The organism is Paraburkholderia sp. RCC_158, assembly GCF_041355255.1.
GTDB lineage: Bacteria > Pseudomonadota > Gammaproteobacteria > Burkholderiales > Burkholderiaceae > Paraburkholderia > Paraburkholderia graminis.
Window position 1 is genome coordinate 100,688 of record NZ_JBFUPM010000006.1, and the last position, 14,792, is coordinate 115,479.

General features: G+C 63.3%; 10 protein-coding genes. 7 read left to right on the forward strand and 3 right to left on the reverse strand.

What is annotated here, in order from left to right; genetic code table 11:
* The first annotated feature begins 570 nt into the window (after window positions 1-570).
* Window positions 571-996 carry a DUF3830 family protein gene (locus AB6809_RS14210; RefSeq protein ID WP_029966520.1) on the forward strand — a complete coding sequence of 142 codons (426 nt, stop codon included), beginning with the start codon at window positions 571-573 and terminating at the stop codon, window positions 994-996.
* 406 nt (window positions 997-1,402) lie between these two features.
* Window positions 1,403-4,261 carry a YadA-like family protein gene (locus AB6809_RS14215; protein WP_029966519.1) on the forward strand — a complete coding sequence of 953 codons (2,859 nt, stop codon included), beginning with the start codon at window positions 1,403-1,405 and terminating at the stop codon, window positions 4,259-4,261.
* A gap of 88 nt (window positions 4,262-4,349) precedes the next feature.
* Here AB6809_RS14215 and AB6809_RS14220 read toward each other — a convergent pair whose 3' ends face one another.
* The 3 genes from AB6809_RS14220 to shiA all read right to left on the reverse strand — a co-directional run bounded on the left by AB6809_RS14220 (window position 4,350) and on the right by shiA (window position 7,580).
* Window positions 4,350-4,478: a hypothetical protein gene (locus AB6809_RS14220; protein WP_006049160.1), complete on the reverse strand. Its 129-nt coding sequence runs from the start codon at window positions 4,476-4,478 to the stop codon at window positions 4,350-4,352.
* 10 nt (window positions 4,479-4,488) lie between these two features.
* Window positions 4,489-5,892 (reverse strand): OFA family MFS transporter, encoded by a 1,404-nt coding sequence (locus tag AB6809_RS14225; RefSeq protein WP_006049161.1) that lies wholly within the window; start codon window positions 5,890-5,892, stop codon window positions 4,489-4,491.
* A 371-nt stretch (window positions 5,893-6,263) separates the two neighbouring features.
* Window positions 6,264-7,580: a shikimate transporter gene (gene shiA, locus AB6809_RS14230; protein WP_006049162.1), complete on the reverse strand. Its 1,317-nt coding sequence runs from the start codon at window positions 7,578-7,580 to the stop codon at window positions 6,264-6,266.
* Window positions 7,581-7,958: 378 nt separating this feature from the next.
* Between shiA and AB6809_RS14235 the strand changes: the two genes are divergently transcribed.
* The 5 genes from AB6809_RS14235 to AB6809_RS14255 all read left to right on the forward strand — a co-directional run bounded on the left by AB6809_RS14235 (window position 7,959) and on the right by AB6809_RS14255 (window position 14,738).
* Window positions 7,959-8,177 (forward strand): hypothetical protein, encoded by a 219-nt coding sequence (locus AB6809_RS14235; protein WP_029966517.1) that lies wholly within the window; start codon window positions 7,959-7,961, stop codon window positions 8,175-8,177.
* Window positions 8,155-8,874 (forward strand): GntR family transcriptional regulator, encoded by a 720-nt coding sequence (locus AB6809_RS14240; RefSeq protein WP_006049164.1) that lies wholly within the window; start codon window positions 8,155-8,157, stop codon window positions 8,872-8,874. The genes AB6809_RS14235 and AB6809_RS14240 overlap by 23 nt, the downstream gene beginning before the upstream one ends.
* Window positions 8,875-9,406: 532 nt before the next feature.
* Entirely contained in the window at window positions 9,407-11,170 is a 1,764-nt protein-coding gene (locus AB6809_RS14245; protein WP_371026845.1) for a thiamine pyrophosphate-binding protein, read from the forward strand.
* A 24-nt stretch (window positions 11,171-11,194) separates the two neighbouring features.
* Entirely contained in the window at window positions 11,195-12,442 is a 1,248-nt protein-coding gene (gene frc / locus AB6809_RS14250) for a formyl-CoA transferase (RefSeq protein WP_006049166.1), read from the forward strand.
* Window positions 12,443-12,542: 100 nt separating this feature from the next.
* Window positions 12,543-14,738 carry an acetate--CoA ligase family protein gene (locus AB6809_RS14255; RefSeq protein WP_029966516.1) on the forward strand — a complete coding sequence of 732 codons (2,196 nt, stop codon included), beginning with the start codon at window positions 12,543-12,545 and terminating at the stop codon, window positions 14,736-14,738.
* Window positions 14,739-14,792: the final 54 nt, after the last annotated feature.

Consider the following 14,792-nt stretch of genomic DNA (forward strand, 5'->3'; position numbering starts at 1 on the left):
AGCCAACGCTTGCGCCGGTAAGCGATCAGCAACGGACGAGCAGCCGACCAGCAAAACGGCCAGTTCAGCCTCAGACAGGTTATTGGACAAGGGCCGGCAACGGCCGGCAACACTAGGCAACAGCGGCAACAGCGGCAACAGCCGGTGATGGACGGCGTCCGCTGCGCTCGCCGCTGCGAGCGGTGCCCTCCGATGCATGGCGGCGCTGCGCCTTTCGTTCGCGCTTGGTTTGGCGGCCGGCCGGACTGCGCCACGCAGGAAGAAGCGAAGCTGGAAGCCGTCTGTAGGAATCACGCACCTTTCGAAGTGTGCTGTGCATTGCGCGGCTTGCAAACTACGAACTTTCGTGGCGCGACAACCTGCAAAGCTGGCATGGCCATGCTATGTCGACTCACGCACGGTCCGATTGGCGCGTGGCGCTTGCGGTCGAACTGGCCTGACCGGGCCCGCGCGAACTGTATCTGTCGAACCCTTGCACGGCACGACAGAATGACCAGCCCACGGCTTGGCCCGAGCCGCGTCTGACCGACCACTTCATCCAACATTCACCGTCATACCGGATATCCAGCGATGACCCGACTTCGAATCACCTCCTGCGGCCATGTCTTTATCGCCGAAACGAACCCCGACGCGCCGCAAACCGTGGCCGCTTTCCTGAAGCTGTTGCCGTACCGGCAGAAGATCATCCACGTGCGCTGGAGCGGCGAAGGCTGCTGGGTGCCGCTCGGCGAATTCAAGCTCGAGAACGACGGCGCGGCGGTCGGCTTCGAAAATCACACGAGTCATCCGTCGGTCGGCGACATTCTGTTTTATCCGGGCGGCTATAGCGAAACCGAAATTCTGATCGCCTACGGCTCGTGCTGCTTCGCGAGCAAGATGGGACAGCTCGCGGGCAACCACTTCCTGACCATCGTCGAAGGTAAGGAGAAGCTGCGCGAAGTCGGCGTCAAGGTTTTGTGGGAAGGCGCGCAAGACGTGCTGTTCGAAAAGATCTGAGCATCGCCGGGCGTTTTTCGGACGCCATGTAAGTTGCACGCCCGGCGTCTGCGTCGCGCGGTCCTGCTTTGATTGCGAGCCGGCATCGACGGGCTCGCATTTCCTCCATGCCGGTTCTCGGCCACTCTCAGCATTCGACTAAAAACACTTAATCGTCCGCATTCGGGATTAAGAGCTTTGGCAGTTTTCGTCTGAATCGCACTATGCCATTTAGCTAATTAAAGCTAAAAAATCGCTTTTAGGATTAATCGTATTCGCGAACGGCGGACGCGGTTGCACACTCGTCGCTCCAGCCTTGTTGGCCAAGTAAAAGCGCAGTGCGTCCTGAGTCTGTTTAGTCGATTAATACTTAGGATGGCATAAGAAAAGTCTCGGCAAGAGACAGTAAATAAAAAGAATGGGAGGAATGTTGAACAAGACCTATAAAGCGGTATGGAATGAAGCGAGGCGCGTCTATGTGGCCGCATCGGAAGTCACGAAAAGCGGGGGTGCGAAGTGCGCTTCGGTATGCCGGGCGCTGGCCGCCGCGGCGGCGGGCTTGCTCGGCGCGCTGGTGTTCGCGCAACCGGCCGGCGCCCAGGAGTGCGCGCCGGCCGGCTGCCCGAATGTCGCCGACGCGCTGTTCTACGATAGCGACGCGCACGACAGCGCGACGCTCGGCAATGCGGGCACACCGGTCAGAGTGACGAACGTCGCGCAAGGCGCGCTCAACGCCTACAGCACGGACGCGGTAACGGGCGCGCAACTGCACGCCACGAACGATGCCGTCTCGCAGAACGCGGCGAGCATCTCGGACCTCGCGGGCAACATCGAAAGCGGTCAGACAGGACTCGTGCGGCAGGACCTGGGCACGCGCAATCTCAGCATTGGCGCGGGCACCGATGGCGCGTCCGTGGACTTCACCGGAACCGGCGGGCCGCGCGAACTGCGCGGCGTCGCTGCGGGGACGACTGCTCAATCGGCGGTCAACGTTACGCAGCTCAAGCAGGTCGTGTCGACGCTCCGCGGCGGCGCGTCGGTGAGCGCGAGCGGCGCGACCGTCGGCCCGCGGTACTACATGCAGTCGGGCACGCAAACCACCGTCGGCGGCGCGCTGAGTTCACTCGATACGGGCATCGTCACGCTGCAGTCGCAAGTCGTGGCGGGCAGCATCGGTCTCGTCAAGCAGGACCTCGGAACGCGCGACATTCTGGTCGCGCCGTCGTCGACGGGTATCCGGGTGAACGTGGCCGGTTCGAACGGCAACCGCACGCTCACAGGTCTCGCGCGCGGCGCGATCGACGCGTTCGCCAGCGACGCGGTCAACGGCGCGCAGCTTTACGGCAATGCCGCGAGCGTGGCGGCCGCGCTCGGCGGCGAGGCGGCGGTCAAGGCGGACGGCACGGTCAAGCCGCCGCTTTACACCATCGGCGGAAACACGTTTGGCGACGTCGGCTCGGCGCTCGCGGCGGCCGTCAACACGAGCGTGACAACCAGCACCGCGGCGAGCGCGGCAGCAAGCACGAAGGCAATTGCAGCAGCCACGGCCGACTCCGTTCAATACGGCTCCGCCGCGCACGACACGCTGACGCTCGGCAACTCTGGCGCGCCGGTCCGCGTGACCAACGTACGCGCCACGAGGCTGGACAGCGACAGCCTGGACGCGGTGAACGGCGGCCAACTGTTCGCGACCAATCAGGTGGTTGCGCAAAACAGCGACAACATTGCAAGCCTGGATCGGCGCGTCGGCAGCAACGCGACCGACATTTCGAATCTCGACCAGCGCGTGAGCGTCAACACGACGAAGATATCGGGCCTCGACACGCGCACTACAGCGCTCGAAGGCAACGTGACGAACGTCGCGAAGCAGATCACGAACGGCGAGATCGGGCTCGTTCAGCAGGACCTGACCTCGCGCGTCATTAGCGTCGGGCAAGATGCAGGCGGCGCGCGCGTGGACTTCGCGGGCACGAGTGGCGCGCGTCAATTGACCGGCGTCGCGGCGGGCCTGGCCGACACGTCCGCGGTCAACTTTGCGCAGTTGAGGCCGGTGGTCGCCGGGCTTGGCGGCGGCGCGCAGGTCAATATCGACGGCTCGGTGACCGGCCCGTCGTATCACGTGCAAGGCGGCACGCAGAAGAACGTCGGCGACGCGCTCGACTCGCTCGACAGCGGGCTCAGCACGCTGCAGCAGAACGTCCAGCAGGGCGGCGCCGGCATGGTGACGCAAGACCCGTCTTCGCGCGTGATCAAGATCGGTGCTTCGACCGACGGCCGGGCGATCAATGTGGCGGGCACGCAGGGCAACCGCGTCGTGACCGGCGTCGGGCGCGGCTCGCTCAACGCGGCGAGCACCGACGCGGTCAACGGCTCGCAACTGTTCGCGCAAGCCGCTAGCACGGCGACGGCGCTCGGCGGCGGCTCCACGGTGAACGCGGACGGCTCGGTCAGCGCGCCTTCGTACAAGGTGGGCGGGCAGGTCGTCAACAACGTCGGCGGCGCGCTCGGCAATCTGGATGGCCGCGTCACGCAAAACAGCAACGACATTGCGGGTCTGCAGAACACGGTTGGCCGCATCAACGGAACGGTGGCGAATGCCGTTCAGTACGACAGTTCCGCGCACGACAAGATGACGCTCGGCGGCACGGCGGCGAATGCGCCGGCCGTGCAGTTGACCAACCTGAAGAACGGCGAAGTATCGGCAACCAGCAGCGATGCGGTAACCGGCGCGCAGCTCTGGCAAACCAATCAGCAGATCAGCAGCATCGACCAGACCGTCAGAAACTATGCGACGAGCGGCAACGGCTATACGGCCGTGAACAGTTCCGCGAGTGCGCCGCAGGCGACCGGCAACGGTTCTGTGGCGGTCGGCGGCGGAGCGAAAGCGTCGGCGGCGAACACCGTCGCGCTAGGCGAAGGTTCGGTCGCGGATCAGCCGAACACGGTTTCCGTCGGCTCGTCGGGTAACGAGCGCCGCATCACGAACCTCGCCGCAGGCCAGGCGCCGGGCGACGCCGTCAACATGCAGCAGTTCCAGGGCGGCATGGGCGATCTGGCGCGGCGTGCGTATGCGGGAACGGCGTCCGCGATGGCAATGACCATGGTCCCCGAAGTCGACGCGACGAAGAACCTCGCCATCGGCGTAGGCACGGCGGGTTACATGGGTTATCAGGCGGTGGCCGTGGGGCTGTCGGCGCGCGTCGCGCAGAACTTCAAGGTGAAGCTGAGCGCGGGCATCAGTTCGGTGACCACGGCGGTCGGCGCCGGCGCTGCGTATCAGTGGTAGCAAGGGAAGCCAGCCGGCGAGAACTGCCGGCGGCAAATCGAAGGCGCCCCGCGCGCCCCGCGGTGCGGGCGGCGGGGCGCGGGTACGCTTACTGGAACAGCTTCATCGCTTGCGAGAGCGTGTTGAACACGCCCCACGCGAGCGGGATCATCACGTACAGCCAGAAGACGGCGATCTTGACCTTGTTGGTCGGGTGCACGGGTTCAATGGTCGACATGCGAGTCTCCTTATGCGCCTTTGGCGACTTGTGCGTCGGTCATGTGATGCTTGTCGTCCACACGCTTGACCAACAGATTGCAGATGAAGCCGACCACCAGCAGCACGGCCATGATGTGAACCGTCATCGTGTAGGCGTCGGCCTTCGCCACGCCGTGCGCGACTTCGTACGCGCGGATGTAGTTCACGAGCACCGGACCCGCCACGCCGGCCGCGGCCCATGCGGTCAGCAGGCGTCCATGAATGCCGCCGACAAACGCCGTGCCGAACATGTCCGCGAGATACGCGGGCACCGTCGCAAAGCCGCCGCCGTACATCGTGAGGATGATGCAGTACGCCAGCACGAAGAGTGCCATCTGGCCGGACGCAGCGAAGCTCGGCACGAGGAAATACAGCACGGCGCCAAGCGCGAAGAAGATGAAGTAGGTGTTCTTACGGCCGATCCAGTCCGACGCCGATGCCCACACGAAGCGCCCGCCCATGTTGAACAGCGACAGCAGGCCGACGAAACCGGCAGCGGCGGCAGCCGTCACGGTGCCCTTGAAGCTCTCCTGGATCATCACCGAAGCCTGGCCGAGAATGCCGATACCGGCCGTCACGTTCAGGAACAGCACGAGCCAGATCAGATAGAACTGCGGCGTCTTCAGCGCCTGGTCGATGTGCACGTGGTTACGCGTGATCATCTTTTGCTGCGAGGTCGCGGGCGGCGTCCAGCCGGCCGGTTTCCAGTCCGTCGGCGGCACGCGAATGGCCAACGCGCCGATCGACATCGAGATGAAATAGACGATGCCGAGCACGATGAACGTCTCGGCCACGCCGATGCTCGTCGCGCTCTTGAAGTGGTTCATCAGCGCGACGGACAGCGGCGCGGCAATCATCGCGCCGCCGCCGAAGCCCATGATCGCCATGCCGGTCGCCATGCCGCGGCGGTCCGGAAACCAGCGGATCAGCGTCGACACCGGCGACACATAGCCGAGGCCGAGCCCGATTCCGCCGATCACGCCGTAGCCGAGATACAGCAACGCGATCTGGTGGAAGTACACGCCCAGCGCGGAAATCAGGAAGCCGCCGCCGAAGCAGCAGGCCGCGGTGAACATGGTGCGGCGCGGGCCGACGTGCTCGAGCCACTTGCCCGCGAACGCCGCCGACAAACCGAGGAACACGATCGCCAGCGAGAAAATCCAGCCAAGCGAGGTCAGCGACCAGTCATCGGGCGCGGATTGCGTGATGCCGATCACCTTGGTCAACGGGCCGTTGAACACGGAGAACGCGTACGCCTGGCCGATACAGAGATGGACGGCGAGTGCCGCGGGAGGAACCATCCAGCGCGAGAACCCCGGTTTCGCGATGGTGGCTTCTTTCGAAAAAAATGGTGCGGAGCCTGAATTGTGCTGTGGCTCGGTCATGCTGCTCATGGTCGGTCTCCCGGAAAGCGAAGTCTTTGTTATCGGCGCATCAGACCGAATCCTTTAGTGCTTCGGCGTGAGAATTGCTACTCGATGGGGCGCTCATATATGCGGCTGGGCTTCATATGAACGTGCGCAAGTCCCGGATGGAGCTTGCCTGGTCGAACGATAGGGCGGCGGACCTAGGTTGGCAATATGAGATAGAAATGCATAAGGCATTGCCCGAAGAAATGCGACGCGCATCTGCCGGATCGCGGCAGTGGGTCCCAGATGTCGGGTCTGGCGCAACTTGGCGTGCAGCCCGAACCGCGCCTTCAAAGCAAAAAAGGCCGGCGGTGGCTGCAACGCCACGCCGGCCTCTTCGAACCTCGATCAACCGTTCAAACGGTGCGCCCGGTCTTCATTTTTGCGGCCACGAGCACAGAGATCAGGCAGCCGATCGCCAGATAGCCGGCCACGGGATGCCACGAACCGCCGGCGAAACTCACGAGCGCAACGGCGATGAACGGCGTAAAGCCGCCGCCTACCACGCTCGCCACCTGATAGCCGACGCCCGCGCCGCTGTAGCGGTACTCGGTGCCGAACAGTTCGGTGAACATCGGCTGCTGCACGCTGACCACCATGTCGTGCGCGATGTTCGCGAGCATCACGGCGAAAACCACGATCCATACCGTCGAGCGTGCTTCAAGGGCCAGGAAGAACGGCACGGCGCTGAACATGCCGACGAGCGCGCCGATCATGTACACGCGGCGGCGGCCGAAGCGGTCGGCGAGCATCGCGAAAAGCGGAATCGTCACGCAACTCACCGCGCCGACCAGCAGACCGATGGTCAGGAAGAACTCACGCGGCATGTGCAGGTTCGCCGTCGAGTAATTGAGCGCGAAGGCGGTCACGATATACATCGTGAACAGTTCGGCGAGGCGCAGCGCGATGATCAGCAGGAACGCTTTCGGGTGACGCAGCAGCGCTTCGACGATCGGCAGCCGCACGCGGCGCTCGCCGTGCGCGCCGACTTTTTCGACGAATTCCTGCGACTCTTCCATACTCGAGCGGATCCACATCGCGATCAGCACCAGCACTACGCTGAAGAGGAAGGGCAGGCGCCAGCCCCAGCTCATGAACGACGCGTTATCCATCGAACGGCTGATCAGCGCGACGAGCCCCGTCGCCAGCACGAGGCCCACGCCGTAGCCGACCTGGACGCCGCTGCTGTAGAACGCCTTCTTTTTCTCGGGCGCGCTTTCCACCGCCATCAACGCCGCACCGCCCCATTCGCCGCCGACCGCGAAGCCCTGGATCGCGCGCAGCGTGACGAGCAGCACCGGCGCGAGCCAGCCGATAGTCGCGAACGACGGCAGCAGGCCGATGGCCGCGGTGGAGAGACCCATCATCATCACGGTCAGCACGAGCATGCGCTTGCGGCCGAGCCGGTCGCCGAAATGGCCGAACACGAAGCCGCCGAGCGGGCGGAACAGAAAGCCGACGCCGAACGTCGCGAAGGCCGCGAGCGTGCCCATTGCCGGGCTCACTTTCGGAAAGAACTCCGCGTTGAAGACGAGCGCCGCGACGATCCCGTACAGCAGAAAGTCGTACCAGTCGACGACTGCGCCGACGAAGCTGCCCAGCGCGGCTTTGCGTGCGCGGCTGCGGGCGATGCGGTTGTCGGCTGTGGCGGCCGGCGAGAGAGTGGTGCTCATGACGGGGTCTCCGTGAGATTCTTGGACTACTGCATGACCGGCCGCGTGCTGGCGGCGCGGCGTCGGCGCCTTCTGCGGGCCGCCGATCGCTTGCAGGTTGTGCGGAAGATTAATGACGCTGCGCTTGCCGCACAATCGGCACTCGACGTGGCTTGCGCGATAGTCGAACGCGTCTGCGCGAATAGCGCGCGTTCCTGGCGTATACACGGAGGCGCGGCGCGCCGGCAACAAGCGGGAGGCGGGACGACGCGGCGCATGCTACCGTAGTCATTGATTGAAAAACAACAGTCACTGATATACTACATACACAATATTGATTTTTGCGGCGATGCAGCATATGATTGAGTCATTCGATCACTCAATCAGTTGGAGCTACAAATGGAATTTGTTCCTCTCTCGCTGCTGGCCGTCGCTGTTGTTGGCTTGGGCAGTGCCGCCACGCTTCTTATCGCTCGCTGGATTCCGCAGACTGTCGCGCAACTTGCAGCGCAACATGGCCGTTTCGTCGGACTGAGCGAGCAACGTGGGGCAGCGGTGGCGCCTTATCGTATGCATGTTCAACCAGAGGCGATGAATGTCGTCGGAACTTCAAACTGAAGCGGTGGCAACACCTTTGACGTTGTCGTTGCAGCCTATCGGCGCAAGCGCGAGCTTGCGCGATCAGGCTTATGCGATGCTGCGCCAGGCGATTGCCGATGCGGACATCTACCAGACGCGCGACGAAATCCGTCTGGACGAACGTGTGCTCAGCGAGACGCTTGGCGTTAGCCGCACGCCTGTGCGCGAGGCGATGACGCTGCTCGAGCAGGAAGGCTTTCTGCGCATGGTGCCGCGGCGCGGCATTTACATCGTCCGCAAAAGCAAGCGCGAGATCGTCGAGATGATTCACATGTGGGCCGCGCTGGAAAGCATGGCCGCGCGTTTGGCGACCCAGCGCGCCACAGACGAGGAAATCGCTCGCTTGCGGCATATGTTCGACAATTTCCGCGACGCCACGCCGGCCGAGCACATCGCCGAGTATTCGGATGCGAACATCGCGTTTCACCAGTCGATCGTCGAGTTGTCGAAGTCGCAGATCATTCTCGACACCATCAAGAATATTTTTATCCACGTGCGCGCCATCCGGCGCATGACCATCTCGCAGAGCGATCGCGCGTCGCGGTCCATCGTCGATCATCTGCGCATTATCGAGGCGCTCGAGAAGCGCGATACCGAACTGGCCGAGCGTCTTACGCGCCAGCATTCGCTCGATCTGGCGGCCTTCGTGGAGAAGAACTGCGATTTTCTCGATTGACGACGGCTGAATAGGCGTAGCGTGCGTTAGGCGTTCGGCGTGGAGTTTCGCCGCGCCCGGTCGCGCCCGTCACTGTAGCAACGAAGTCACGCAGGCATTGAAGCCCGCGGTGTTCACGCACCGCGGGCTTTTTTCGTTTGTCCGCGCTGCGTAGGGAAACACCGCGCTTGACGTCTGGTGAAATGTGGTATGTGATATATCAACAGTGAGCGATCTTAACCAGCGCTCAGTGTTTTCCCTTGCGGAAGGCCGAAAGCGGATCGCGAAACAGCCGCTTTGCCATGTCCCGCAGGGATTGCAGCAGAAACGCAGAGCGGACCCGGAGCATGAAATCGTCCTTGCCTGAATCTGATATATCACATACCGTATGTGAGCAAGCAGGGCGGCATGTTCTGAGAAGCGTTGCACAACCGATAAGCAGCAGTCTTTCATGGGGCCGGCGCAAGCGCTAATGCGCAACACCGGCCGATGCAAAGCACGGGACCGGCGCAAGCACTGACGCGCCAAGCCGGTCGACACACAGGAGACGACCATGTCTGCAGTTGTTTCATCCCTGAACTCCGCCACGAGCAGCACCACGGCCGAAGACACGCTCAAGCAAAAGACGCGCAACGCGGGCGTCGTTTCGGGCGGCCATCTGGTCGCGAAGGCGCTGAGAAACGAAGGCGTCGATACGATCTTCACGCTGTGCGGCGGCCACATCATCGACATTTACGATGGTTGTGTGGACGAAGGGATTCGCATCATCGACGTGCGCCACGAGCAGGTCGCGGCGCACGCAGCAGACGGTTACGCGCGCCAGACCGGCAAGCTCGGCTGCGTGGTCACGACGGCCGGCCCTGGCTGCACGAACGCGGTGACCGGCATCGCGACGGCATTTCGCTCCGAGAGCCCGGTGCTGCATATCGGCGGGCAAGGCGCGCTGACGCAGCACAAGATGGGCTCGCTGCAAGACCTGCCGCACGTCGACATGATGTCGCCGATCACGAAGTTCGCCGCCAGCGTGTCGAGCACGGAGCGCGTCGCGGACATGATCTCGATGGCCGCGCGCGAGTGCTTCAACGGCGCGCCTGGCCCGGCTTACCTGGAAATTCCGCGTGACGTGCTCGACCGTGAAGTCGAACTCACGCGCGCCGTCGTGCCGCAGCCGGGGCACTATCGCGCGTCGACGAAATCGATTGGCGATCCGCGCGACATCGAGAAACTCGCCGACATCCTCGTCAATTCCGAGCGCCCCGCGATCCTGTACGGACAGCAGGTGTGGACCGCGCGCGGTCACGAGGAAGCGATTGCATTGCTGCGCGGTCTCGACGTTCCTGGTTATTTCAACGGCGCGAGCCGCGGCTTGCTGCCGCCGGGCGATCCGCATCACTTCGATCGCACGCGTTCGCAGGCGTTTGCGAATGCGGACGTGCTGATCGTCGTCGGCACGCCGTTCGATTTCCGGATGGGTTACGGCAAGCGCATCAGCAAGGAACTGACGCTGGTGCAGATCGATATGGACTACCGGACAGTCGGCAAGAATCGCGACATCGACCTCGGTCTGGTCGGCGATCCGGGCGCGATTCTCGCCGCGGTGCTGCAAGCCGCGAGCGGTCGCCTGAAGGACGACAAGCGCCAGGCACGCCGCAAGTGGATGGCGCAACTTCAGGATGCCGAAGCAACCGCGACCGAAAAACTGATGCCGCTGTTCAAGTCCAACAGCACGCCGATTCATCCGTACCGCGTCGCTTACGAACTCAACGAGTTCCTTTCCGACGACACGATCTATATCGGCGACGGCGGCGACGTCGTGACGATTTCCGCGCAAGCGGTTCGCCCGCGCCGCCCTGGTCAATGGATGGACCCAGGCGCACTCGGCTCGCTCGGCGTCGGCACCGGCTTTGCGCTCGCAGCGGGCATCGCGCATCCGAACAAGGAAGTGCTGTGCTACTACGGCGACGGCTCGTTCGGTATGACCGCGTTCGACATGGAAACGGCCAACCGCTTCGGCGTGCCGTACCTCGCGGTGATCGGCAACAACTCGGCGATGAACCAGATCCGCTACGGCCAGCTCGCCAAATACGGCGACGAGCGCGGCAACGTCGGCAATCTGCTGAGCGATGTGCCGTTCAGCAAGTTCGCCGAAATGCTCGGCGGCTACGGCGAGGAAGTGCGCGATCCCGCGCAGATCGCCAGCGCATTGCAGCGTGCACGCGAGTCGATTCATCGCACCGGCCGCTCCGCAGTCGTCAACATCTGGGTCGATCCGCGCGAGTATGCGCCGGGCACCAAGAATCAGACCATGTACAAGTAATACGGACACCTTAGGAGACACGACATGGGCAAAGCACTCGACGGCGTGCGCATTCTCGATTTCACGCATGTGCAATCGGGCCCGACCTGCACGCAATTGCTGGCGTGGTTCGGCGCGGACGTGATCAAGGTGGAGCGGGCCGGCGCCGGCGACATCACGCGCGAGCAACTGCGTGATATTCCCGACGTGGACAGCTTGTACTTCACGATGCTCAATCACAACAAGCGCTCGGTCACGATCGATACGAAGAACCCCGAAGGCAAGCAGGTTCTGGAGGCACTGATCCAGAAATGCGACGTGCTGGTGGAGAACTTCGCCCCGGGCGCACTGGATCGCATGGGCTTTACGTGGGAGCGCATCCAGGAGCTGAATCCGCGCATGATCGTCGCGTCGGTGAAAGGCTTTGGCCCAGGTCCGTACGAAGACTGCAAGGTCTACGAGAACGTCGCGCAATGCGCGGGCGGCGCGGCGTCAACCACGGGTTTCGACGATGGCCCGCCGGTCGTCAGCGGCGCGCAGATCGGCGATAGCGGCACGGGCTTGCATCTCGCGCTCGGCATTGTCACCGCGCTTTATCAGCGCACGCAGACGGGCCGCGGCCAGCGCGTGCTCGCTGCGATGCAGGACGGCGTGCTCAATCTGTGCCGCGTGAAGCTGCGCGATCAGCAGCGGCTCGAACGCACCGGCGTGATGAAGGAGTATCCCCAATATCCGAACGGCAAGTTCGGCGAAGCGGTGCCGCGCGCGGGCAACGCGTCGGGCGGAGGCCAGCCGGGCTGGATTCTGAAATGCAAGGGCTGGGAGACCGATCCGAACGCGTACATCTACTTCATCACGCAGGCGCCGGTGTGGGCCAAGATCTGCAACGTGATCGGCAAGGAAGAGTGGGCCACGGACCCCGATTACGCGACGCCCGCCGCACGCCTGCCGCGTCTGAAGGACATTTTCGCGGAAATCGAACGCTGGACGATGACCAAGACCAAGTTCGAGGCGATGCAGATTCTCAACAAGTACGACATTCCATGCGGGCCGATTCTGTCGATGAAAGAGATCGCCGAGGAGCCCTCGCTGCGCAAGACCGGCACGATTGTCGAAGTCGATCATCCGACGCGCGGCAAATATCTGACCGTTGGCAATCCTATCAAACTGTCCGATAGCCCGACCGAAGTGAAGCGCTCGCCGCTGCTTGGCGAACATACCGACGAAGTCATGGCGGAACTGGGCTACTCGCCCGAGCAGATCAGCGCACTGCGCACCGCCGGCGCCATCTAGCGCATAGAAAAACCCGTAGTGCAGGCCGCCCGCCGCTCGCCATCCAGGCGAGCGCGGTGCCGGGCGGCGCCTTTCGAACCCGCATTGGAGACGGCAGGACATGGCATACGAAGACACGCTCTCACTGAAAGAACGCGGTACCGCACACACGCCGGACGACCGCGCGCAGGTCGCCAACAAGGACGTCGTGCGGCACATTCTCGATCACGCGAAAGCCGAAGGCCGCAACTCGCTGACCGCGCCGGAAGGCAAACTCGTGTGCGACGTCTACGGCATTTCGGTGCCGAAGGAAGCGCTTGCGACGACCGCGGACGAAGCCGCGCAATTCGCGGCGGACATCGGTTTTCCGGTGGTACTAAAGATCGTCTCGCCGGAAATCCTGCACAAGACGGAAGCGGGCGGCGTGCTCGTCGGCGTGAAGAACGCTGCGGACGTGGTGCAAGGATTCACCACGATCATGGAGAACGCGAAGCGCTATAACGCCAACGCGAATCTGCTTGGCGTGCAGGTGCAGCAGATGATCGGCGGCGGGCAGGAAGTGATCGTCGGCGCGGTGACCGATCCGTCGTTCGGCAAGCTGGTCGCGTTCGGTCTTGGCGGCGTGCTGGTCGAAGTGCTGAAGGACATCACGTTCCGCCTCGCGCCGGCCACGCGCGACGACGCTCGCTCAATGCTCGACGGCATCGCGGCTGCCGACATGCTCAAGGGCGTGCGCGGCGGCGAACCCGTCGACCGCGAGGCGCTCGCCGGGTTGATCGAAAACGTCTCGCGGCTCGTGTCCGACTTCCCCGAAATCTCCGAGCTGGATCTGAACCCCGTGTTCGCGAGCAAGCGCGGTGCGATTGCCGCCGACGTGCGCATCGTGCTCGATTTCGCCCCGCCGGTAGAGCGCTATCGGCCGAGTCAGGAAGACATCGTGCGGCAAATGAACCGCATCATGAAGCCGGATTCGGTCGCGGTGATCGGTGCATCGGCGGAAGACGGCAAGATCGGCAACTCGGTGATGAAGAACCTGATCAACGGTGGCTACAAGGGCGAGATCTATCCGATCCACCCGAAGGCCGACGAGATCATGGGCCACAAGGCCTATAAGAGTGTGCTGGACGTGCCGGGGAATATCGACGTCGCTGTGTTTGCGATTCCCGCGAAGTTCGTCGCCGGCGCGTTGACGGAAGTCGGCAAGAAGCACATTCCGGGCGCGGTGCTGATTCCGTCCGGCTTTGCGGAAACCGGCAACGTGGAAGGCCAGCAGGAAATCGTGGCGATTGCGCGCGAGTACGATATTCGCCTGATGGGCCCGAATATTTACGGCTTCTACTACACGCCGAAGAACCTGTGCGCAACGTTTTGCACACCGTACGATGTGCAAGGCAAGGCGGCGTTGTCGTCGCAATCGGGCGGCATCGGCATGGCGATCATCGGCTTCTCGCGTTCGGCGAAGATGGGCGTGTCGGCGATTGTCGGGCTCGGCAACAAGTCCGATATCGACGAAGACGATCTGCTCACGTTCTTCGAACAGGACGAGAACACCGACATCATCGCGCAGCATTGCGAAGACCTGAAAGACGGCCGCGCGTTTGCGGAAACGGCGGCGCGCGTGTCGAAGAAAAAGCCGGTCGTGGTGCTCAAGGCGGGCCGCACGAGTCTGGGCGCGCGAGCGGCGAGCTCGCACACGGGCGCGCTTGCAGGCAACGATCGCATCTACGAAGACGTGTTCAAGCAATGCGGCGTGATCCGCGCTCGCTCGCTGCGCGATCTGCTCGAGTTTGCACGCGGCATTCCGAAGCTGCCGACGCCGAAGGGCGAGAACGTGGTGATCATCACGGGCGCGGGCGGCTCGGGCGTGTTGTTGTCCGATGCTTGCGTGGACAACCGTCTGTCGCTGATGACCATGCCCGCCGATCTCGACGCTGCGTTCCGCAAGTTCATTCCTCCGTTCGGTGCGGCGGGCAATCCTGTCGACATTACGGGTGGCGAGCCGCCGTCCACGTATCAGAACACGATTCGGCTCGGCCTCGAAGACCCGCGCATTCACGCGATCATCCTCGGCTACTGGCACACCATCATCACGCCGCCGATGGTGTTCGCGCGACTCGTCGTCGAGGTGAAGGAAGAGATGAAGGCGCGCGGCATCGAGAAGCCGATCGTGGCCTCGCTCGCGGGCGACGTTCAGGTGGAGGAAGCCGCCGAATATCTGTACGCGCATGGTGTTCCCGCGTACGCCTATTCGACGGAAATTCCCGTCGCGGTGCTCGGTGCAAAGTATCAGTGGGCACGCGGCGCCGGCCTGATCTGACGCGTCAAACGGAAGGCGGCACGGTTTTCTTCGCGACAGTCGATTGTCGTTTGC